General features: G+C 63.0%; 18 protein-coding genes and 1 tRNA gene. 4 read left to right on the top strand and 15 right to left on the bottom strand.

Annotated elements, in window-relative coordinates:
• Positions 1 to 7: 7 nt before the first annotated feature.
• From N1058_RS18250 to N1058_RS18240, 3 genes are all read right to left on the bottom strand, one after another.
• The gene (locus N1058_RS18250) at positions 8 to 1,294 is read right to left on the bottom strand and encodes a TRAP transporter large permease (RefSeq protein ID WP_265519035.1); all 1,287 of its coding nucleotides are present in this window, start codon (positions 1,292 to 1,294) and stop codon (positions 8 to 10) included.
• Positions 1,291 to 1,791, bottom strand: a complete 501-nt coding sequence (locus N1058_RS18245) for a TRAP transporter small permease (protein WP_265519034.1) — start codon at positions 1,789 to 1,791, stop codon at positions 1,291 to 1,293. The genes N1058_RS18250 and N1058_RS18245 overlap by 4 nt, the downstream gene beginning before the upstream one ends.
• 96 nt (positions 1,792 to 1,887) lie before the next feature.
• Entirely contained in the window at positions 1,888 to 2,910 is a 1,023-nt protein-coding gene (locus N1058_RS18240; RefSeq protein WP_265519033.1) for a TRAP transporter substrate-binding protein, read from the bottom strand.
• 208 nt (positions 2,911 to 3,118) lie between these two features.
• On the opposite strand from N1058_RS18240, the gene N1058_RS18235 reads away from it, so the two are divergent.
• The gene (locus N1058_RS18235) at positions 3,119 to 4,036 is read left to right on the top strand and encodes a helix-turn-helix domain-containing protein (RefSeq protein WP_265519032.1); all 918 of its coding nucleotides are present in this window, start codon (positions 3,119 to 3,121) and stop codon (positions 4,034 to 4,036) included.
• 59 nt (positions 4,037 to 4,095) lie between these two features.
• Here N1058_RS18235 and N1058_RS18230 read toward each other — a convergent pair whose 3' ends face one another.
• The 3 genes from N1058_RS18230 to N1058_RS18220 form a co-directional block, all read right to left on the bottom strand.
• On the bottom strand, positions 4,096 to 4,785 hold the full coding sequence (locus N1058_RS18230) for an MOSC domain-containing protein (RefSeq protein WP_265519031.1): 690 nt from the start codon (positions 4,783 to 4,785) through the stop codon (positions 4,096 to 4,098).
• A 237-nt stretch (positions 4,786 to 5,022) separates the two neighbouring features.
• Entirely contained in the window at positions 5,023 to 6,459 is a 1,437-nt protein-coding gene (tig, locus tag N1058_RS18225) for a trigger factor (RefSeq protein WP_265519058.1), read from the bottom strand.
• Positions 6,460 to 6,547: 88 nt separating this feature from the next.
• Positions 6,548 to 6,632, bottom strand: a tRNA-Leu gene (locus N1058_RS18220).
• A 429-nt stretch (positions 6,633 to 7,061) separates the two neighbouring features.
• Here N1058_RS18220 and N1058_RS18215 point away from each other — a divergent pair.
• Positions 7,062 to 7,202, top strand: a complete 141-nt coding sequence (locus tag N1058_RS18215) for a DUF1127 domain-containing protein (RefSeq protein ID WP_265519030.1) — start codon at positions 7,062 to 7,064, stop codon at positions 7,200 to 7,202.
• Positions 7,203 to 7,380: 178 nt separating this feature from the next.
• Here N1058_RS18215 and N1058_RS18210 read toward each other — a convergent pair whose 3' ends face one another.
• Positions 7,381 to 8,046: a hypothetical protein gene (locus tag N1058_RS18210; protein ID WP_265519029.1), complete on the bottom strand. Its 666-nt coding sequence runs from the start codon at positions 8,044 to 8,046 to the stop codon at positions 7,381 to 7,383.
• Between the two features lie 29 nt (positions 8,047 to 8,075).
• On the opposite strand from N1058_RS18210, the gene trmFO reads away from it, so the two are divergent.
• Positions 8,076 to 9,482 carry a methylenetetrahydrofolate--tRNA-(uracil(54)-C(5))-methyltransferase (FADH(2)-oxidizing) TrmFO gene (trmFO, locus tag N1058_RS18205; protein ID WP_265519028.1) on the top strand — a complete coding sequence of 469 codons (1,407 nt, stop codon included), beginning with the start codon at positions 8,076 to 8,078 and terminating at the stop codon, positions 9,480 to 9,482.
• 21 nt (positions 9,483 to 9,503) lie between these two features.
• On the opposite strand, the gene N1058_RS18200 is transcribed toward trmFO, so the two are convergent.
• From N1058_RS18200 to yajC, 5 genes are all read right to left on the bottom strand, one after another.
• Positions 9,504 to 11,267, bottom strand: coding sequence for a DUF4153 domain-containing protein (locus tag N1058_RS18200; protein ID WP_265519027.1), 1,764 nt, complete (start codon positions 11,265 to 11,267; stop codon positions 9,504 to 9,506).
• A 207-nt stretch (positions 11,268 to 11,474) separates the two neighbouring features.
• Positions 11,475 to 12,305: a phytoene/squalene synthase family protein gene (locus tag N1058_RS18195; RefSeq protein ID WP_265519026.1), complete on the bottom strand. Its 831-nt coding sequence runs from the start codon at positions 12,303 to 12,305 to the stop codon at positions 11,475 to 11,477.
• Position 12,306: 1 nt separating this feature from the next.
• Entirely contained in the window at positions 12,307 to 12,696 is a 390-nt protein-coding gene (locus N1058_RS18190; RefSeq protein WP_265519025.1) for an Mth938-like domain-containing protein, read from the bottom strand.
• Positions 12,693 to 15,266, bottom strand: coding sequence for a protein translocase subunit SecDF (secDF, locus tag N1058_RS18185; protein WP_265519024.1), 2,574 nt, complete (start codon positions 15,264 to 15,266; stop codon positions 12,693 to 12,695). The genes N1058_RS18190 and secDF overlap by 4 nt, the downstream gene beginning before the upstream one ends.
• 75 nt (positions 15,267 to 15,341) lie before the next feature.
• Positions 15,342 to 15,680 (bottom strand): preprotein translocase subunit YajC, encoded by a 339-nt coding sequence (yajC, locus tag N1058_RS18180; RefSeq protein ID WP_265519023.1) that lies wholly within the window; start codon positions 15,678 to 15,680, stop codon positions 15,342 to 15,344.
• Between the two features lie 217 nt (positions 15,681 to 15,897).
• Here yajC and N1058_RS18175 point away from each other — a divergent pair, with 217 nt between their 5' ends.
• Positions 15,898 to 16,776: an ATP-binding protein gene (locus N1058_RS18175; protein ID WP_265519022.1), complete on the top strand. Its 879-nt coding sequence runs from the start codon at positions 15,898 to 15,900 to the stop codon at positions 16,774 to 16,776.
• Positions 16,777 to 16,978: 202 nt separating this feature from the next.
• Here N1058_RS18175 and N1058_RS18170 read toward each other — a convergent pair whose 3' ends face one another.
• The 3 genes from N1058_RS18170 to surE form a co-directional block, all read right to left on the bottom strand.
• Positions 16,979 to 18,265 (bottom strand): peptidoglycan DD-metalloendopeptidase family protein, encoded by a 1,287-nt coding sequence (locus N1058_RS18170; RefSeq protein ID WP_265519021.1) that lies wholly within the window; start codon positions 18,263 to 18,265, stop codon positions 16,979 to 16,981.
• Between the two features lie 135 nt (positions 18,266 to 18,400).
• Entirely contained in the window at positions 18,401 to 19,045 is a 645-nt protein-coding gene (locus tag N1058_RS18165; RefSeq protein WP_265519020.1) for a protein-L-isoaspartate(D-aspartate) O-methyltransferase, read from the bottom strand.
• A 2-nt stretch (positions 19,046 to 19,047) separates the two neighbouring features.
• Positions 19,048 to 19,806, bottom strand: a complete 759-nt coding sequence (surE, locus tag N1058_RS18160) for a 5'/3'-nucleotidase SurE (RefSeq protein ID WP_265519019.1) — start codon at positions 19,804 to 19,806, stop codon at positions 19,048 to 19,050.
• Between the last annotated feature and the right edge of the window lie 24 nt (positions 19,807 to 19,830).

The following is a 19,830-nucleotide window of genomic DNA, read 5'->3' as shown; positions in this document are numbered from 1 at the left end:
ATCCCGATCACCCGAACACCAGCCACGGCAGGAAAGTGGAAATGCCGGGCACATAAGTGATGATCAACAGCACCGCGATATTGGTGGCGATGAACGACCAGACGCCAGCGACGATGGAAAGCACCGGCTTGGACAGCGTCGAAGACGCCACGAAAAGATCGAGCCCGAAGGGCGGCGTGATCATGCCGATCGATATGTTCAGGGTAACGATCATACCGAAATGTACGGGGTCGATGCCGAGCGCCATCGCGACCGGGTAGAGCGGCGGCACCAGGATCAGCAGTGCCGAATTGGGGTCGATGAACATGCCCGCGATCAGGAAGGTCACATTGACGACCACGAGGAAGAAGATCGGTCCGGCGTTTACCGATTCCAGAAAACCTGTAATGAACGCGGGTACTTGCGCCAGCGTGATGAAGTATGACAGCAAGCCGCCCATGGCAAGCAGGATAAAAATGATCGACGTCGATATGGCCGCGCGTTCGGTCACGGCGAAGAGTTTCCGGAACGTCAGTTCCCGGAACACGAATGCTTCGACAAAGATGGCGTAGACGACGCTGACGGCTGCCGCCTCCGTCGGCGTGAAGTAGCCGCTATAGATGCCACCCAGAATGATGACGGGCATGCCCAGCGCCCAGCCGGCCTCACGCAGCGCGGCAAGGCGTGCGCCCCAGGAAAGCGCCGTTCCCCGCTCGATGCCGGACCTGCGTGCCTCGACCGCCACCATGATGGCGAATGCCAGACCGAGGGTCAGGCCGACGGCCAGGCCGCCGACAAACAGCTTGGCAACCGAAGTCCCGGTCATCCAGCCGTAGATGATGAAGGTGATGGAGGGCGGGATCAGAAGCGCGGTCTCCGCACTCGACACGATCAGCCCCAGTGAAAAGCGCTCGCGAAAACCCGCCGCTCGCATCTCCGGATAGACCATGCGGGCCATGGCCGCGACCGTGGCCGGAGCGGAGCCGGATACAGAGCCGAAGGCCATCGACCCGCCGATGGTCGTGTAGCCCATGCCGCCACGCGTGTGGCCGACCATGGCCTTGACGAAGCCCGTCAGCCGCCGTGCGATCTGGCCCTGGCCCATCAGTTCGGCGGCCAGTATGAAGAAGGGAATCGCCAGAAGCGTCGTGTGGTTGATGCCGCCCAATACCTTCTGCACGACCACGGGATCGGGCAGATTGCCGTAAAAGAACTCCTTCACCATCAGCGCAGGCACGCCGAGCACGAGGAACATCTCGAAGCCAAGAACGAGAAGAAGAGCGGCGGCGGCAATGACCAGGAACAGCAAAATCATATGTTTTCAGCCTCTTGGCGGGCGAAGCGGTCGATCTTTCCGGTCAGGCTGAGCAGGTAGCGCAGCGCCATGAGTACAAAGCCGACGGTCGGCGCCAGATAGATCCAGAAGACAGGCAGGTTGAGCGTGGGGCTGCGCTGGCCCATTCCATGGACGAAGATCGTCATCTGCAGGCCGAGCCAGGCGAGATAGATACAAAAGACAAGCCCGGTCGCGTCGATGAGTTTGCGCAGCGGCAGGCCCGTACTGGTTGCGATCCTGTCGCGCCATGTGTGGACGCCCACATGGCGCCCGTCGTCGAGCGCCAGCCCCACGGCGAAGAACACCAGGAACAGGCTCATCAGCCGTACCGCTTCCTCGACCCACGCAAAATCCGAGGCAAAGGTGCCGCCGAACTGCCGCGCTAGAACGTTCATGAAATAGAGCGCGACCATCAGAAGAAAGACGGTCACCACGGTGAACCGCTCCACCGCGCGCAAAAGGGACAGCGCCTTCATGCCAAGGCTCCTGTAACTGGAAGAAGAAAAAGTCGCCCGTCGGAAAGCGCCGGCGGGCGAATGGGCGCCGTCGTCATGCGACGGCGCCGCCCCGCCTTATTTAGCGGCGGTCTCGTATTCTTTTTCATAGATGGCGATGAGTTGCTCACCCTCCTCGCCGGCGCGTTCGATATAGGCTGCGCGCGCTGCCGGATACATCTTCTCGCGGAAGGCAGCCTTTTCCTCGTCGGAGAGTTCGCGAACGTCCATGCCCGCCCCCTTGATTTCCTCAAGGGCGGCATCCACGGCGGCGGCCTTGTGCTCGATAAGCTCAGGAATCACCTCGTTGAAAGCCTCGACGATGGTGGCACGATGCTCCTCCGGCAGGCTTTGCCAGAACGCGGGATTGAAGAGAACGACGTCTTCCATCGCACCGTGATTGGACAGGACCAGGTGCTTCTGGACCTCGTAAAACTTCATGCGCTGGATCGTATCGAGCGGGTTTTCCTGGCCGTCCACGACGCCCGTCTGGAGCGCTGTGTAAAGCTCGCCGAAGGGTAGCGCGATTGCCGACGCGCCGAGCGCATTGAACTGCTCGATGAGGATGTTGGAATCCATGACGCGGAACTTCTGCCCCGCGAAGTCGTCGAGATCGGCCAGCGGTGCATTGGAGCTGAAATTCTTGCGCCCGTTTGGCCACAGGGTGATGCATTCGACGCCACGCGTATCGAAGCTGTCGCACAGCGCCTCGCCAAAGGCCCCGCCACGGATCGCTTGGGCGGCCTCGTCGTCGGCCGGCAGCAGGTACGGAATGTCGAGGATGGAAACGGCCGGATTGAAACCGCCGAGGAAAGCGGCGGGCGCCACGGTGGCCTCGAGGGTGCCGAGCTGTACGCCTTCGGTCATCTCGCGCTGCTGGCCAAGCTGGCCCTGCGGGAAAATCTGGAATTCGACGGCGCCGCCGGTCCGTTCGGCAACGAGCTTGGCGACCTTCTCCAGATGCACATGGCGGGATTGCTGGTCGGATTCCAGATGGCCGATCTTAGCCACGAATTCAGCGGCTCCCGCGCCCGAGACGGCCGCTATTCCTATCACTGCTGCGATTGCCGTTGACGCCAACGCGCCGAGAATGCTTTTCATGGTTCCACCTCTCTGTTGCCTGACGGTACTTCTGAAAAACCTAGCCTAAGAACAGCCGCTATGGCTGTCAATGAAAAATCTCATTTTTGAGATTTTCTGCAGGGTCATGTCTTTATTGATTTTTGTCTCTGTGTATGAGCCTGCTGTTGACAAATTCGACGCCGCAATCCGATAACGACTTCGACAGCAACTGCAATGCGGATACAACGTGGCGGATAACAAGTCTCCCCTCAACGCACCTTTACGCTTTAGCGATATCGGGGCGCGGCTGCGGGCCTACCGTATCGGCCAGGGTATTGCGCCCGAGACGCTCGCCTTGAGGCTCGGCATCTCGCGGGCTGCACTCTACCGGGCCGAAAAGGGCCAGATCCGCAAGATCGAGATGCTTACCGCCATTGCGGACGAGTTGGGCGTTTCGCTGCCCAGCCTCATGGGGGTCGGCGTGGAATATGTAAGCTCGGCGACGGCGTTCTTCGAGCGCATGAGGCAGTTGGAGGCCGAGTGCCAGCAGATCATCGGCCTTTTCAGCCCCGTGTCCTACCTGCTGACGTCGGACAACTATGATTCAGAGCTGCAGGAAGTGCTTGCCGAATCGGTTCCCGATGGCGCATCGGCCAGCCACGAAGCTTCGCAAACGATCGAGGCGCTGCTCGACATCCTGAAGGCCCGCAAGACGGCCTTCAGGATGCGGCGCCCGCTGATCGTCAGCCTGATCGCCACGGCGGACCTTGAACGCTTCCTCCTGCATGGCCTCATCGGCCGCCACGACCTGCCGCAGAGCCTCGTAGACGAGCGCCGCCTCAAGGCTCGCCGCGAGGCGGAGCACATTATCAAGACGCTGCGCAACCAGCCGATCGGCGTGCAGATCGGCGTCGTACGCGAACCGGTGCCCGCCACCAGCTTCCAGATATTCCGGCAGGCCGACCGTTCGGTCCTGGCCATCAGTCCTTTCCGCCTGGGCGAGCAGCCGAATATCCGCGTAGGCGTGGCGCTCATCACATCGGCGCCGGAGGCCATGCAGCTGCACGAGGACATCGCTGCCCGTCTCTGGGACGAAGCACTCAAGGGCGCCGATGCGGCAGATTATCTGGAAGCGATGGTGCAGAAATACGGGATTTCCGTCTGATAACGTCCCGTTCTACCGCGTTTCCGCTGAAAATGGACGTCAACCGGCTGGAAATAACTTCAAGACGAGCCTTCCAGCCGCTTCGACCAGTCCTCCACCTGGCCCCGCTCCAGCCGGCGCTGCGCGAGCTTGCGCCAGCTTTCAGCGAGGAAGGCATTCTCGGCGAGTTCGGCCAGTGCCTCGTAATTCAGCATGTCGCGGTAAAGCAGTCCCGTGACGCGGGCCAGCGTCCAATCCGGCTGGGGACGCTCCATCAGCGCCAGGCGGTCGCCCGCGGCGACGGTCCCCTCTTTCAGCACGCGGAAATACCAGCCGGTGCGACCGGTTTCCTGGACGCGGGCAGCCATGGTCTTCTCGCCGAAGCGCTCGTTCAGCTTCCAGCAAGGCTGGCGCCCTTGCGAAAACTGCACCAGTGCGGTGCCCAGTTGCAGCGTGTCGCCGATGCAGATGTCGTCCTCGCCGATGCCCGAGACGGAGAGGTTCTCGCCGAAGGCCCCGGCGGTGAATGAGCCTGCCTTTTCCGGCAGTTCGCGGCGCCACGACCGGTAGTGCCGAGCAGGATAAAGGTGCAGCGCCTTCTCCGGCCCGCCATGAACGCGCGTGTCGCCCTGATGATCGCCAGCAAGGCCGGTCGTTCCCACAGCAACCGGGCCCGTCGCCTCCTGCTTGAATATGCCGCTCGGCACACCGCGCGGACCAAGCGGCCTCAGCGCGCCGACGAAGACCGCATCGACTGCCCATTCCGTCATTGCATCCTCCATAGCCGGCTTGCCTGTTTCTGAAGTTGTTTCACCATTTGTCAGAGACGGCGAAACGATCCGACTGTCTGATTTCGCACCATCGCAGGCGGCAAACCCGCTTTCACCTTTTCTGGAACTGCTCCCGCAGGCAGCCCCGTTCGCGAAGCACCACGCGGCACATGTCCTTGATCCAACAAAAAGCCCCGGAGAACCGGGGCTTTTTCAGATCGTGTCTCAGGCGGGTTTTTACTCAGCGTCGCCTTCGGCCTTGGCTGCCTTCTTTTTCGGAGCGGCCTTCTTCTTGGCCGGCTTCTTCTCGGCGGCGGGCTTGGCGTCCGCCTCGTCCTCGTCGTCGGCCAGCAGTTCTTCGCGGCCAACTTTCTTGTCGGTCACGTCGGCCTTGGCCAACAGGTGGTCGACAACCTTCTCCTCGAACAGGGGCGCGCGGACATTGGCCAGCGCCTGCGGGTTCTGACGGTAGAAGTCGTAGATTTCCTGCTGCTGATGCTGCGGGTAGCGGCGGATCGATTCGATCAGCGCGCGCTGCATCTCATCCTCGCCGACCTCGACGCCGGCTTCCTCGCCGATCTGCGCCAGAACAAGGCCGAGGCGCACGCGGCGCTCGGCCAGGCGCTGATACTCGGTGCGTGCCTCCTCCTCGGTCGTCTCCTCATCCGCGAAGGTGCGGCCGGCGCTTTCGAGATCGCGGGTCACCTGGTTCCAGATATTCTCGAACTCGGCTTCCACCAGCTTCGAGGGTGCCTCGAACTTGTAGGCTTCGTCGAGAGCGTCGAGAAGCTGGCGCTTGGCCTTCTGTCGCGTCACCTGGCCGAACTGATTCTCGAGCTGCCCGCGGACGATCTCGCGCAGCTTGTCGGCCGATTCCAGCCCAAGCGTCTTGGCCAATTCGTCGTCGATGACCAATTCGTCGGCCTCGGACACTTCCTTCACGGTGACGTCGAATTCGGCTTCCTTGCCGGCCAGGTGCTCCGCCGCGTACTCGTCGGGGAACTTGACCTTGATGGTCGTCTTGTCGCCCGCCTTCACGCCGACGAGCTGCTCTTCGAAGCCGGGAATGAACTGGTTATGGCCGATCACGACATCGGAATCCTCGGCAGCGCCGCCGTCGAACAACTCGCCGTCGATCTTGCCGGCGTAGTCGATGGTGACCTTGTCGCCCTCCTTGGCCTTGCCGGATTTGGCCTTATAGGTGCGGGCCGAATCGGCGATGCGCTTGACCTGCTCCTCGACCTCGTCCTCCGACACGTCATAGACGGGACGCGTCACCTTGATCTCGGAGAAATCCTTGATCTCGATCGGCGGGATGACTTCGTAGCTCATCGTAAACTCGAAATCGGCGCCGCCGGCCAAAACCTTCTCGGCTTCCTTCTCGTCCTCGGTCATATCGATTTCCGGCTGCATGGCCGGCTTTTCGCCGCGCTCGGAGATGATCGACTTGGAGGAATCGGACAGAATTTCATTGACCACTTCGGCCATCAAGGACTTGCCGTAGATATTGCGCAGATGCTGCAGCGGCACCTTGCCGGGGCGAAAGCCCTTCAGCCGCACCTTGGACTTTGCGTCCTCGAGACGCTCCATCAGCCTGGACTCGAGGTCCTTGGCCGGCACGGTGACTTTGATCTCGCGCTTAAGACCTGAGTTTAGAGTCTCGGTTACCTGCATTATTAAACCTTTGTGTTCACTCATCGCCGCTTGCGCGGCGTTTCACCGTTGAGCCTGCCGAAGAAATCCGTCTCGGGGGTGGCCTGTCTGGTGCGGGTGGAGGGACTTGAACCCCCACGGCTTGCGCCACCAGAACCTAAATCTGGCGTGTCTACCAGTTCCACCACACCCGCTTCGAAAGCAGAGCGCTCCCGAAAGCGCGGGGTTCTATATCACCTGCCCTTGGTCTATCAAAGGAAAATTGCCTGAAAAACAGGCTTTTTTCCGCGATGGAGCGCCGAGCGTCCTTTTAGATGCGCAAAGCACGCTCCGTCTTTTGGTTTTACCGCATTTCCGCAGCTGTCGATGAAGTCACCTGACTGCAGCATCCTGCAAGCGGAACAGTTTTCCAACAACGTCTGCCGGCCACCGGAAAAAGGCGCTCTTTTCCCTCCAATTGACGTGTGCGGCGAAAGGTGGGGCGCATTGCGGCGCGATAATGGTGCGTTGCACAATATGCATTGCTGCTATGCAACATTATCTCTTCCTCTGCATGGCGAACGCTCTTATCTGTTCATCGCAAGACGGACGAACAATTCTCCGATACGAAGTGAGCAGGAAAAATGAACATCATTCGCAATTACCGTAACTGGCGCCGCTACCGGCAGACGGTTACCGAGCTGAGCCGCCTTTCCACCCGGGAATTGAGCGACCTCGGTATCGCACGCGGCGACATTCCTTTCGTGGCGCGCAAGTCGCTCTAACGAAAGAAAATAGATTTCGGCGGGACTACCTCCTCCCAGTCCTGTCGAACGCGGCCGACTTTCACCTCCTCCCGATTGTCGGTCGATCAAAACGACACCCGCCGGACCTCCTCCCCCGGCGGGTGTTGTTTTTTGCGCGTTCGCTCCCCTGAAAAATTGCGCTGGCCAGGAGCCGACCCTATCGCGCGCCGCCAACACCGCGCTTGCGCCATTCGGCGAGCGGCATCATGTCGGGCGCACCGCCTGCCGGCTCGTACCAGCTGTCGACCGCCCATAATTCCCCGTTCTTTTCACTCAGCACCGCCGTCGAATGGGGATAGCGCCCATCGATGAAAGCGCCCCGCGACGCGGGCGGGCGGCTCTCGTGATGGCGCATCAGCCTCTCCCTCTGAAGATAGTCCAGCAGTGCGCCCGTATTGCTCGACTCGTCAATACAGTCCATCTGGCCGTAGACGCGGCTGCCGCTGATCTCGCCCTTCGGCCCGTCCTTCGTCCCGATCATGGCGGTCGCGACGCGCTCGAAATACTGGACTGCGCGCGAAACGGCCTTCCGCTCGGCATGTGCCGAAGCACCGCCGGAGGCCATGATGCCCGCCAGCTTGTTTCGGAAAGCCGGCGTCAGCGGCAATGCCGTCTTGTAGGCGCAACTGTAGCCGCTGCACAAATACAGCTTGCCTTTGTTGGCGAAGGCGGGCCAGGCGTTCGCCGCCTGCATGGCAAGCGTCAGAATCGTGATTGCGACGGCGCGTGCGTATCCAATCGTCATTGGCATAGGATAGGGTTCCCGGCTGTCCGCCGCAATTGCGTGATAGCCGCGCTCCCGGGCGGCCCGTATCGATTGCATTCGCGCTCCCATGGGCTTATCTCCGCGTCATGATAGACAAACCAATCCACATCATCGGCGGCGGACTGGCCGGCTCGGAAGCGGCCTGGCAGGCTGCGCAGGCCGGCGTACCCGTTATCCTCCACGAAATGCGGCCCGTGCGCGGCACCGAGGCGCACAGGACCGACGGTCTTGCCGAGCTCGTCTGCTCCAACTCCTTCCGTTCCGACGACGCGGAGACGAACGCGGTCGGCGTGCTCCATGCGGAAATGCGGCTGGCCAGGTCGCTGATCATGCGCGCGGGCGATGCCAACCAGGTTCCGGCCGGCGGGGCGCTTGCCGTCGACCGCGACGGCTTTTCCGATGCGGTGACCAAGGCGATCGAGGACCACCCGCTGATCACGATCGCCCGAGAGGAAGTCACCGGCCTGCCGCCGGAGGACTGGGACCAGGCCATCATCGCGACCGGTCCCCTCACCGCCCCTGCCCTGGCCGAGGCGATCGCCACCCAGACCGACGAGAAGGCGCTGGCCTTCTTCGACGCGATCGCGCCCATCGTCCATTTCGACTCTATCGACCTCGACACATGCTGGTTCCAGTCGCGCTACGATAAGGTTGGGCCTGGCGGCACCGGCAAGGACTATATCAACTGCCCTATGGACAAAGCGCAGTACGAGGCCTTCATCCAGGCGCTCATCCAGGGCGAGAAGACCGAGTTCAAGGAATGGGAAGGAACGCCCTATTTCGACGGTTGCCTGCCCATCGAGGTGATGGCCGAGCGGGGGCCGGAGACGTTGCGCCACGGACCGATGAAGCCGATGGGACTCACCAACGCGCACCAGCCGGACGAAAAGCCCTATGCCGTCGTCCAGCTCCGCCAGGACAATGCACTGGGAACGCTCTACAATATGGTCGGCTTTCAGACGAAGCTGAAATATGGCGAGCAGGCGCGCATATTCCGCATGATTCCAGGATTGGAGAACGCGGAGTTCGCCCGCTTGGGCGGCCTGCACCGCAACACCTACATCAATTCGCCGGCCCTGCTGGATCCGACGCTGCAGCTCAAGTCACGGCCGGGCCTGCGCTTTGCCGGACAGATCACCGGGTGCGAAGGCTATGTAGAGAGTGCTGCCATCGGTCTCCTGGCCGGCCGTTTCGCCGCTGCCGCGCGGCTCGGCCAGGCTGCTCCCCCGCCGCCGCTTACCACCGCGTTCGGCGCGCTTCTGGGCCATATCACCGGTGGTCATATCCTTTCCGACGATGAGCCCGGCAAGCGCTCCTTCCAGCCGATGAACATCAATTTCGGCCTGTTTCCGCCGGTCGAAGTGGAAAAGCCCGAGGGAAAGCGGTTCCGTGGCAAGGAAAAGTCCGTCGCCAGGAAGCGTGCCTTGAGCGCGCGGGCGCTCGCCGACTGCCGGCAGTGGCTCGGCGGCGAATTTTCAGCCGCCGCCGAATAAGGACAAGGGCGGGCGCCGCCCTTACCGCCAGTCGGCAGAGTTCAGCAGGATCGTCGTCTGCATCGACTGCAATCGCGGGTCGTCCGCATTGTCGGCGTAGAAATGCGTCGGGACGATCCTGATCGTGCGGCCGCCGGTGGTCAGATCGAGTTCGTTCTGGCCATCTCCACCCGTGTCGGCAAGCTTGCGCAACTGATCCGGCAGGATCGGGAAGCGAACGTTTTCGCCTGCACCGGATATCACGAGTGCGTCGCCGTCCAAGGCAAATGTCAGCGTGTCGCCGTCGGGCAACGTCGTCTCGAGAGGCGTTTTGCTGCCGGCGCTCAGCATCACATTGTGAACGACCACATCATAGCCGGCGATGCCGAACGCGACAGGCCCCTGCACGTCGCGCAACACATAGGCAGAGGAACTGCCCACGGGCCTGTCGGGGTCCAAGCCCCATGCCTTCGCGACAGCACGGTACCGGCTCTCACGCTCGTCGGGGGCCGCTTCGGCTTCGCTGCCGTCCGGCAGGGGCGGCAAGGCATCGTGGCGATCGAGGAACCGCAGCGCGCCCAGTGCTTCGTCTTGAGAGGCCATATCAGCCGCCTGCCCGGCGACAAGCGACTGAAAGCGCGCGGTTTGGCTGGTGATCGACGTCCCGACGGCACCTTGCGGGCCGAAGCTGCCCAGAACGAACGCCAGTGCAGGCAAGGTGGCCATAATCCTGATGTCGCCCCTTGAGCGGGGCAATAGCTGCAAGAGCAGGACCACCAGCGTCACCACGGCGAACAGCCCGAGGAAATAGCGTTCAGGCGTCAGCCCGAAACCGTTTACGCGGAGCGCCAGAGCATAAAAGAGCAGCACCAGCGGAAGCGGCAGGAGCGCCGGCCACCATCTCAGAAACAGGCGGCTGGGCGCGCGTGCGCGGTCGAAAAAGGGGCTGATGAGGAGAAGAACGAAGAAAACGCAGAAGCCGTAGCTGAGCACGAGCCAGCCGATCTGCCCGTCCGGCACCTCGCCCGTCACCACGATCTTCAGCGCGTAAAGATGCAGGATGACCGCGTAGACGATGAGCAGCGGCGCCGCCACGAAATCGCCAAGCGAGCGCATGCCGCGGTCCATGAAACCGGTCTGCGCGAGGGCCGGGCCCTCGTCGAAGCCTTCAGGCAGTTGCCCGAGGCCGAACAGCGGCGCGGCGAAGAGTCCTGTGAAAACCCATACGTGGTGGTAGAGCCGGTCGGGAACCTCCAGGCCGAACAGATGCGTGAGGCTGGCCAGGATCGCCGATATGCCACCAGCGAAAAGCACCAGCGCCAGGACCGCCAGCAGCGCCGCGAAAGCGGCCCTGGCGCCGAACATCCAGAACGACGCGCTGTCCCCGCGCCAAAGGAAGGGCGCGACAAGAGCGCTGCCGGCAACGCCGGCAATCAGGGCGGGCGGGCTGAGGGCGAATGCCTGCGACATCACGAAAGGCGCGGTGACGGCCAGCCCGATCAGGAGTGCGGCGCCCTGGCGACCCGCCAGCGGCACGGCGCGCCGCTCGAAGAAGAGCGTGACCGCCAGTGCCGCAACGGCGCCGGTGAGAAGGCCCAGTACCAGCCTGGAATCGTAGGCTTCCAAGGCACCGACAGATATTTCGGGATAGGCAATGAGGATATTGGCCCAGATGCATGCCGCAACAAGGAACAGGACGACAACCGGAAACCGGACGACGGCGGCCCTTATGCCACGTAGCATCTCGATCAGGACATCACGCCATTTCCCCCCGCTTTGATGGGAACTGCTTGAAACTGCTGTCATGATAAGGCTCCGGAAATAAATAAAAGAATGGAGAATGGGATAAACGCAGAAACCGCCGACAATGGGGCATTACTGGTGGACATGGCGGCGACCGGTCGCAACGCCACCGCGAATTTTGCTGTTCCGGCTAATCCTTGACGTGTGGCTCGCTTCTGTCGTTGCGTTTCACGCCGCGCCCTGCATTCCCTCTATGGGGCGGGAATGAATTCAGCCCCTTGCAGCGAGCATAAGCATGCGCCAATGACGTTTGATCGGGGAGATCCCCGCGACCTTCTCGAGCGCATCGGCGGGGTGTTGCGCGACGCGGTCCAGATAGTTCCGGCTCAAAAAAGCGGGGAGATAGGCCGGCTTCAGGCTGGCTGGCAGGCCATCCGCCGCCTCAAGAAACCTTGCATAGTGATCCCGCCCGAGAGCGACCATGGCCATCACGGCGCGCGCGGCAGCCTCCTCATCCTTGCCTTGCAGCAGGGTTTCGCGGTCGGCGCCCGCAGCCGTCAGAAGATCCTGCGGTATATAGCACTGGCCGCGCCGGCGGTGGATGGGCAGCGACCGGAGCAGTCCGGCCATTGCCTGCGCGCAACCGGCATGGCCAGCGGCGTCGGCGAATGCCGGTGCCCGCTCCGGGTCGAGAACGAGGCTCGCGAGCTGGATCAGCGCCGAAGCCGTCTCCCCGCAATAGCCTTCGAGGCTTGCCCGGTCCGGCATGGGATCGTCGTAGAGGTCGAAAATGCGCGCCTCGATCATGCGGTCGAAGGTATGCGCGGGAAGCCGGTATTGCCCGATTGTCTCGATCAGCGCCGCGGCCACCGGATGGCCGCCGCCCTCGCGGTTGCCCAGCGCGTCACGCCACCATTGCAGCCGCACTTCGCCCGGCAAGGCCTCGGCGATCTTGTCGCGCACGGAAGCGATCTCGATGTTGAAGGCGTACAGCGCGGTTAGCGCGTCACGATGCTCGGGCGGAGCATAAAGCGTCGACAGATACCGGTCTGGATCTCCCTCACGGACGGACTGCACCAGGATGTCGGTGGCGATTGCCATCTCACGCGACGGCAAGGAGGACAGCGGCGACGGCCCGTTCCTCGGCCAGCAACACGTTGAACGTTCGCACCGCCGCGCCCGTGGCCATCGTTTCGACACCCATGCTGGCCTCGCGCAGCCGGGCGCGCAGTTCGGTCGGGATCGGCCGCAAAGTCTTGCCCGTGCCTACCAGCAGGATTTCGATCTCGCCCGCCTCGGCCAGCACCGCAGCGAAATCATCCGGGCCCAGCGCGCCGGCATCCGCCGGCTCCCATCCATGGATGCCGGAAGGAAGGCACTGAATGGAGCCGCGGTGGGACATCTCGGCGAAGCGGAAGCCGCCATTGCCATAAGCGTCGATGGGCGCGCGGCTGGGGAAATGGGCCGCGCGCATTTCAATTCCCCCACTCATCCTTTCGCCGCAACGCCGGTTTTCGGGCCAGTCGTCGGCTGCTTGTCCACCTTTTCATCCGGCTCCTGCACGCCGCTAGCGCGCATGCGGAACAGGATGAGCAGTGGTGAAGCGATGAAGATCGAGGAATATGTGCCAATCACCACGCCGAAGATCATCGCAGCCGTGAAGGAGCGGATCACTTCTCCGCCGAACACATACAGCGCGATCAGCGCCAGAAGCGTGGTCACCGAGGTCATGACCGTTCGCGACAAGGTCTGGTTCATTGACAGGTCGAGCAGTTGCGGCAGCGGCATCTTCTTGTAGCGCCGCAAGTTCTCGCGCACGCGGTCATAGACGACCACCGTATCGTTCAACGAGTAACCGACAATCGTAAGGATGGCCGCGATACTCGTCAGGTTGAACTCGATGCCGGTGACGACGAAGAAGCCGATCGTCATGATCACGTCGTGGGTGGTCGCCAGTATGGCGCCGACTGCGAACTGCCACTCGAAGCGCAGCCAGATATAGACCAGGATCGCCAGGAGCGAGGCGAGAACCGCTATCGTTCCTGCCCGGGCCAGCTCGCCCGACACCGTCGGTCCGACGACTTCCACGCGGCGGAAATTGTAATCGGCCTCCAGTTCACCGCGCACCTTGTTTATGACGCTCTGCTCGGCGCTTTCGCCGCCGCCTTGGGCCTGAACGCGGATCAACACGTCGCGCGGGTCGCCGAACTCTTGAACCTGCACCTCGCCGAGATTGAGCCCGGAAAGACGTGAGCGGATGTCGGAAATGTCGGCCTCTCCCTCGATCGCCTGGACCTCGATCGACGAACCGCCCTTGAAGTCGATGCCGTAATTCATGTTGACGGTCATGAACAAGGCGAGCGCGGCGATGGAAGCCAATGCGGAGAGGGAGAAAGTAAAGCGGCGCAGCCGCATGAAGCGGACGGACGTTTCCGGCGGGATCACATGGAGCGGCGACGCAGGCAGTTCTTTCGGTCTACGGGTCTTGACCCAGACAGCCGTCATCCAGCGCGTCAGAGTATAGGCGGAGAACACCGTCGTCACGATGCCGATGGCCAGGGTGACAGCGAAGCCACGGACGGGGCCTGTCCCCAGATAGAACAGGATGACGGCCGCGATCAGCGTCGTGACATTGGCGTCGACGATGGTCGCGAGCGCTTTCGAGAAGCCCGAATCGATGGCCTGGATGACAGACCTGCCGCCCGCCCTTTCCTCGCGTATGCGCTCGAAGACAAGGACGTTGGAATCGACCGCCATGCCCATGGTGAGCACGATGCCGGCGATGCCCGGCAGGGTGAGCGTCGCCCCGAGGCCGGACAGGATGGCGATGATCATCGCGATGTTCGCGACGAGCGCGACCACGGCGAAGATGCCCAGCAGGCCGTAGACGGCGATCATGAAGGCGACCACCAGCACCGCGCCGATCATCGAAGCCACCTTGCCGGCGTCGATGGAATCCTGGCCGAGGCCGGGGCCGACCGTGCGTTCCTCGATGACCGTCAGCGTGGCCGGCAATGCGCCGGCGCGCAGGAGCACCGCCAGGTCGTTCGCCGACTGGACGGTGAAATTACCCGATATCTGGCCGCTTCCGCCCAGGATGGGCTCACGGATCTGCGGAGCGGAAATGACCTGGCCGTCGAGGATGATGGCGAAAAGGCGCCCCACATTCTCCTGCGTGGCCTGGCCGAACCGGGTCGCACCCTTGGTATCGAAGCGGAACGAGACCACCGGCTCGTTGGTCCGCTGGTCGAAGGTCGCCTGAGCGTCGACGAGGTTCTCGCCCGACACGATCACACGATCCTCGATGACATAGGGAACCGGCGGATCGTCCATGGAATACATGACGGACGTTCCGGGCGGCGGCCGGCTTTCGATCGCTTCCTGAACCGGCACCGACTGATCGACCATCTGGAAGGTCATCTTGGCCGTCTGGCCGAGAATGTCCTTCAGGCGCTGCGGGTCCTGGAGGCCGGGCACCTGCACGAGTATGCGGTCATCGCCCTGGCGCTGAATGACCGGTTCGGTGGTGCCCAGTTCGTTGACACGGCGGCTGACCACCTCAATCGACTGCGAAAGAGCCGCACTGAGCCGGTAGGTGATGCCCTCCTCGGTCAGCGTAAAGCGCAGGAGGCCGGGTTGAGGCTCGCTCATCTCCATCTCGGCGACCGAGCCGGAGCCGAACAGGCCCGAGGCCACGGGCGCGGTCAATTCGGAAAGCGCCTCGCGCGCCGCCTGCACCTGGCTGTCGTCGCGGACGCGCACCTGCACCGCATTGCCCGAAACCGAGAGGCCGGTATAGCCGATGCGCGCGTCGCGCAGCAGCCGGCGCACATCGTCGCGGGCGCTCTTCAAGCGTTCCTCGACCAGTTCCTGGCGGTCGATCTGCAGCAGGATATGAGAGCCGCCCTGGAGGTCGAGACCAAGGGTCATTGGACGCGACGGCGCCCAGGAAGGCAGCGACGAGAAATAGGAAGCGGGAATAATATTCGGAGCAGCGTAGGCAATGCCGAGCGCCACGGCCAACCAGATCAGGATCGTCTGCCAGCGCGGAAAATGTAACATTGTGTCTCTTCTTGTTCGGTCCCGGCCTCGAGGCCGGGCCTGCAGCCTGCCCCGGTTACTCCCGTATTAAGGCGGCTATTTGTTTGCGGCCGTCTTCTCCACCGGCTCGCCCTTCACGCGCACATCGGCCAGCATGGCGCGCATGACCGTCACCTTCGTGCCGCCGCCAAGATCGACTTCGAGCTCGGTGTCGTTGACCACCTTGGTGACCTTGCCGACAAGCCCGCCTCCGGTAACGACGGTGTCACCGCGGCGCACCGCGGCCAGCATCTCCTGGCGCTTCTTCGCCTGGGTGCGCTGCGGCCGGATGATGAGGAAATACATGATGACGAAGATCAGCACGAAAGGCAAAATGCTGACCAGCATGTCCGGTGCGCCTGCGCCCGCCTGGGCATATGCCGGTGTGACTAACATGAATATACTCCTGAAATGCGTGAAAGGACGATGCCGCCCGTCGAAGCTCGCGCGGAATATAGATGTTCACACCCTGTTTGCAACTGTCGGGAGCCCGTGTTCCGGGGCTTTGGCGTGCATGGGTAATCCATTGCGGGCCATTGCGGCTTGAAAATCGCCTCCGACCGTGAAAGAACCGTACCGTACGGTACGTTCCTGCTGCGCAAACGGTGTTTCCATGACCGACAAGACACTCGAATCACTCAACGAAAAGCTGGAAAGGCTCATCGAAACCGTGGCGCGGCTGACGCCCCCGCCCACCCCGGCGCCGGACTTCGATGCGGCGGACTGTTTCGTCTGGCAGGCTGAGGGGCCGCGGCTCCAGCCCGTCGAGCGGGTCAACCGCGTCGATTTGGCGCTGATCAAGGGCGTCGACCGCGTGCGTGATATCCTGCTCGACAATACGAGACGTTTTGCCTCGGGCCTGCCGGCCAACAATGCGCTTTTGTGGGGCGCGCGTGGCATGGGCAAGTCGTCGCTGGTCAAGGCCGTGCACGCCGAGGTCAACTGTGCAAGGCCGGACGATGCCCCTGCCCTCAAGCTGATCGAGATCCACCGCGAGGACATCGAGGGCCTGCCGAAGCTGATGGCGCTGGTGAAGGCCGCGCCCTACCGCTTCATCCTGTTCTGCGACGACCTCTCCTTCGACCAGGACGACACGTCATACAAATCGCTGAAGGCGGCGCTGGAAGGCGGTGTCGAAGGCAGGCCCGCCAATGTCATCCTCTACGCAACGTCGAACAGACGGCATCTGCTGCCGCGCGACATGATCGAGAATGAGCGTTCCACCGCCATCAACCCGTCGGAGGCGGTCGAGGAGAAGGTATCGCTATCCGACCGTTTCGGCCTCTGGCTCGGTTTCCACAAATGCTCGCAGGATGAATATCTGTCGATGATCCAGTCCTACGCCAGCTATCACGACCTGCCGGTCGATGCAGAAACCCTGCGTACAGAAGCGCTGGAATGGGCGACCACGCGCGGCAGCCGTTCCGGGCGGGTGGCCTGGCAGTTCATCCAGGAACTGGCGGGCCGGTTCGGGAAGCAGTTGAAGGAATAAGGAATAGAGCAATTCCGGGAAAGCGGCTGCCGGTTTCCCGTCCGGAATTGCATAGAATCAAAACAGCCGGCACTGGCACGCGCCCCTGCGCGCAGAAAAAAAATGAAGCGGGCGTGCCGATTGGGTCAGCAGACCGCCCGCTTCAAGCACGGCCGGGCGGAAAGGTTCCGGCGCGCGATGGTGGTGAATTAGCCCAGCCGGGCTATTCGAGATATTCGGTGGGATCCACCGGGCTCGTGCCCTTGCGGACCTCGAAATGGAGCTTGGGCCGGTCGGCATCGCCGCTCATGCCCGACAGCGCCACTTCCTGTCCGCGCGTAACCTTGTCGCCACGCTTCACCTTGATGTCGGAAGCGTGGCCATAGACCGTGACCAGCCCATCCTCATGGCGCACGAGAACCGTATTGCCGAAGCCTTTCAGGCCGTCGCCGGCATAGATGACGACGCCGTTTTCGGCGGCGCGAACAGAAGTGCCTTCCGGAACCGCGATGTCGATACCGTCGCTGTTGCGGCCGCCGGCATTGGCGCCGAAGCCGGTGACCACGCGTCCGCGCACGGGCCAGCGCAACCGGTCCACGCCGGTCGCGTCGGGCGTGATGGCGGCGACTTTCTCTTCCGACACGGCTTTGTCCGCGACATCGTCGCTGTCCTTGGGCGGTGTATAGGTGGAAACTTGGCGCGGTTCTTCTTCTTTGGGCGTACTGTGTGAAGTGGGCGCGGATACGGACTTGATCTGATCGGCATCCGAGCCGGTGCCCGATGGAATTTTCAGTGTCTGGCCGATCCTGATCGTGCCGTCGGAAAGGCCGTTTTCCTGCTTGAGCCTGTCTACGCTGATGCCCGTCTTCCGGGAAATGCCATAGAGCGTGTCGCCCGAAACCACCGTATAGGCGCCGTTGCTGGCGGCAGGCTGGGCGCCGGCCCGATCCTTGTCTTCGGCCTTCGGCTTGGGCGCCTGGGGAACCGCGGCGGCCTGCACCTGCCGGGGCTGCGTGGGCTGTGGCGCAGGTTCTGCCGGCGCCGCGGCGTCCTGCCGGCGGGGGGCAACCGTATCCATGAAGGTATTTTCCGGTTGCTGCCTTGGTGCCGATGCTGAACTCTGCTGCGGAGCCGGCAAGGGCTGCGACACGATTTCGGAGCGGGCGGCGGAAGGAGGCGTGTAGACCGGGGCCGAAGCCGGCGCGGCCGGAGCGGGCAGGTTCGATACATTATTGGCCGGGCCGGCCCCACCGCCGACGTCCACGCGCGGCCGAATCACCTTTAGCCCGCCATCGGCGGTTCGCCGCGCGGTCGGCGCGCCGACGTCGCCCGGATAGGCCTGGTAGGCTGGCGCGGAGCTTTGGACCGTGGAAGTCGAATTCGTCACGAGGCCATCGGTCAGCTGCGCAGCGCCGCCGCCACTGCAGCCTGCCGCTACTCCACCCATCACGAGGACAGCAGCGCCTCGTGCCAGCGAGCGTTTGAATTGTCCTGTGATGCCGAAACGCATGACGCTACCTGCACGTTACTCTCAACTGACAGGATTAAAGCGCGTTAATGTTACCGGGCGGTTAAGCTGCGGAATCTTCGGCAATAATTATCATAAATTGCCTTCCATTCGGCGCGCGGCGCCCCCTGCCTGCGCTCAAAGCGCCTCCGCCACCCCCTTGGCCAGCGGCTGCAGGCGAACCGGGCCGAGGTCGGTGCGTTCGAAGCGGCTGCCTATCTTGACGAACTTTGCCATGGCCTGCACGCCGTCGCCCGGCCCCAGCGGGGCGACCATCACCCCGCCGCTCGTCAGGCAGTCGACGAAGCGGCGCGGCATCTCCTCGAAGGCGGCCCAAACGATGACGCGATCGAACGGGCCATCGGCGGCCCCGTCGGAGCCGTCGGCCTGGCGCGTGACGATGTTGCCCAACCCCAGATGCTCGTGGCGAAGAGCCGCCTGCTCCAGAAGGATCTTGTACCGGTCGAGCGTCAGCACTTTGTCGCAGAGCCGGGCCATGACGGCGGCCGTATAGCCGGAGCCGGTGCCGATCTCCAGCACGCGCGCCCCCGGCTGCAGGTCGAGCGCGTGGATCGCCATGGCCTGGAAGTCACAGGCCTCCAGCATCTCGCCGCATTCGATGGGCACCGTCCGGTTCGTCCAAACGGCCCTGCGCCAGTCGGCAGGCACAAAGGCCGTGCGCGGCGTCGCCTCCATCGCGGCGAAAAGCTCCTTCGTGCCGATGCCTGCCGCGCGCATGCGCAGCATGAAGGCGGCAAAACCTTCCTGTTCCTCCTCGATCATGGTCAGCCGATCGCCTTTGCCAGCCTGTCGCGCACCTCATGCGCGGTCAGGTCGAGATGCAGCGGTGTGACCGAGACGTAGCCGTCGCGGACGGCGGCCTGGTCGCTGCCCTTGCGGATTTCGGACTCCTTGCGCCCAAAGCGCAGCCAGTAATACGGGAAGCCGCGCCCGTCCTTGCGCTCGTCGATCCACAGGCCATGCACCAGCTTGCCCTGGGCCGTGACCTGGGTTCCCTTCACCTTTTCGGGCGGGCAATTGGGAAAATTCACGTTGAGGAACACGCCCTGCGGCAGTTCCGTCTCAACCAGCTTCCTGAGCAAATCGGGACCGAGCGTTTCCACCACGTCCCAAGGCACATAGCGTGCGTCGTCGGTGAAGTCGTAGGCCTGGCTGAGCGCTATCGAGCGGATGCCCAGCAGCGTGCCTTCCATTGCGCCGGCCACCGTGCCCGAATAGGTCACGTCATCGGCGATATTGGTGCCGTTGTTGACGCCGGAAAGGATAAGTTCGGGCGGCGCATCCATGACCTTGTTGACGGCCATGATGACGCAATCGGTGGGCGTGCCGCGCAGCGCGAAATGCCGGTCGTCGATCTTGCGCATGCGCAGCGGCTCGGACAGCGACAGCGAATGCGCAAAGCCCGACTGGTCCGTCTCGGGCGCCACGACCCACACATCGTCGGAAAGCGTACGCGCCATCCGCTCCAGCACCGCCAGCCCCTCAGCGTGGATGCCGTCGTCATTGGTCAGAAGTATGCGCACGCTGCTTTTCCTTCTCTGCCGCTT

The sequence above is a fragment of the Nitratireductor luteus genome (assembly GCF_026162365.1).
Taxonomy (GTDB): domain Bacteria; phylum Pseudomonadota; class Alphaproteobacteria; order Rhizobiales; family Rhizobiaceae; genus Chelativorans; species Chelativorans luteus.
This window is presented reverse-complemented; position numbering and strand designations above follow the sequence as displayed.